We start from the raw sequence: 1,552 nt of genomic DNA, 5'->3' as shown, positions 1-1,552 counted from the left end.
AAAAGTTAATCCGTAAAATTGAACGCCGAGCACTTTCATTTTTTATTGAAGACTTATTAAGTATTTGTAATGAACAAGCGCAAAGTAGCCAGCAATATAAAGTTATCGAGCAAAAACTTAATGATCGCTTGGTTCGCAAACCGGAAGTAATATTTTGAAGTCGTGAGTGTTGGTCGAGGTCAACTGAGCACCAGTTAGTTGCAAGCTTTTTGCTTAACCTGATGATATCAGCGTACAGTCGCTACTTTGATTTATCTTTAAAACATATATGCTAAAGAGAAGCTAATGAAATCTACATCCTCACCATCAACATCATAGCGTTCAAATTCAACTCCAGCAGATATATTTGACCACGAGTAGCCATAGCCAGCCCCAAAAAACACATCTGTACCATCTTCAGTATAATGATTTAATTCAGACATATCTCTCCAAGATGCTTCTATATCCCATGAACTGTAACCTATTTTGACAAAAATCGAAGAATGATCAGTAAGAGGTAATTTACCAATTACACTTGCAAGAATAGCATCGACTTCAGCTTCAATCTTTTCAATGCCATTGGAGGAGGATACGGAAGCCTCCCCTAGTTCGATATACCCAAGTTCCACTGCAAAATTTTTATTAACGTCGTACCCACCAAAAATTTTGAAAGCAGTATCAGAATCATCAATACTTACATCATTTTCAAGCCCTAAATCGCTTGCTGTAATATCTATCGAAGATTGACCTACCCCTAATCCTACATATAGATCAAGATTTTCAGTAGCCTGAGCTGAAATAAAAGGGGTTGATACTAATAATAAAGATGATATTAATAAGTTACTTTTCATTATATATTCTTCCTTGTATAACCATTTTCAGTCCTATACCTCAGAAATCTTAGTAGACTAAATTCATTTATGCAAAGAAATAGGTTTTTTCTTGTAATTTCATATTAAAATAAGACCAAAATTACTAGCTCACGCTTTTGCCTAACGACTTAAGAGTCAATATTAAATGACGTTTGCATTTGTAAATAAGTAAGTTTCGAGCTTATCCAATACCAAGTATCAAATCTCCGCTTTAGGTAGTGAATCCCCTAATTGAAAATGCTGGAACGAAGGAATAAAAGCAAAGGAACTAACTAGCAATGGGGGCGAATGCCTTTGGATTTAACTGAATTATTTTTTCCTTTGAGGAAGTACTTTGCTTAATTACCTGATGGTTTTTATTTTGGCATCGAAGCTGCCTATCCAAAACCTAAGTAAACCTAAGGTCTGGCCTGCTAATAATTTTTAAGGCTTAATCAAGGGGTGAAAATAATATTAAATCCGATTTTTGCGAGCCCCTAAAAACAGGGTGACTTTAAATCAAAGTAACATCAGAAGTAACACACTTACATTCAACCAAAAACAATTACCTTTATATCAAATAGTTAATTTAGATAGTCGAGTCCAGTAGCGAGCACCATATTAGGGTTTATTAACCCAAAAAAACCCGAGAGCATTTAATTGTGCTTCTCGGGTTTTTTTATGTTTAAAGCGATGTAATACCACCTTGTATAATCATCACT

General features: G+C 34.7%; 1 protein-coding gene. It reads right to left on the bottom strand.

What is annotated here, in order from left to right; all coding sequences use genetic code 11:
• Nucleotides 1-257: 257 nt before the first annotated feature.
• A complete protein-coding gene (locus H4J38_RS16855) occupies nt 258-830 on the bottom strand; it encodes an outer membrane beta-barrel protein (RefSeq protein WP_182133647.1) in 573 nt (190 codons plus the stop codon).
• Nucleotides 831-1,552 lie beyond the last annotated feature (722 nt).

Source organism: Colwellia sp. BRX10-3 (genome assembly GCF_014077505.1).
In the GTDB taxonomy this organism is placed as follows: domain Bacteria; phylum Pseudomonadota; class Gammaproteobacteria; order Enterobacterales; family Alteromonadaceae; genus Cognaticolwellia.
Note: the sequence above shows the minus strand (reverse complement) of the source record. Positions and strands in the feature narration are given on the sequence as shown.

Bases quoted from the DNA above. Each gene is read 5' to 3' on its own strand.
- H4J38_RS16855 (WP_182133647.1), bottom strand. From the start codon at position 830: ATGAAAAGTAACTTATTAATATCATCTTTATTATTAGTATCAACCCCT.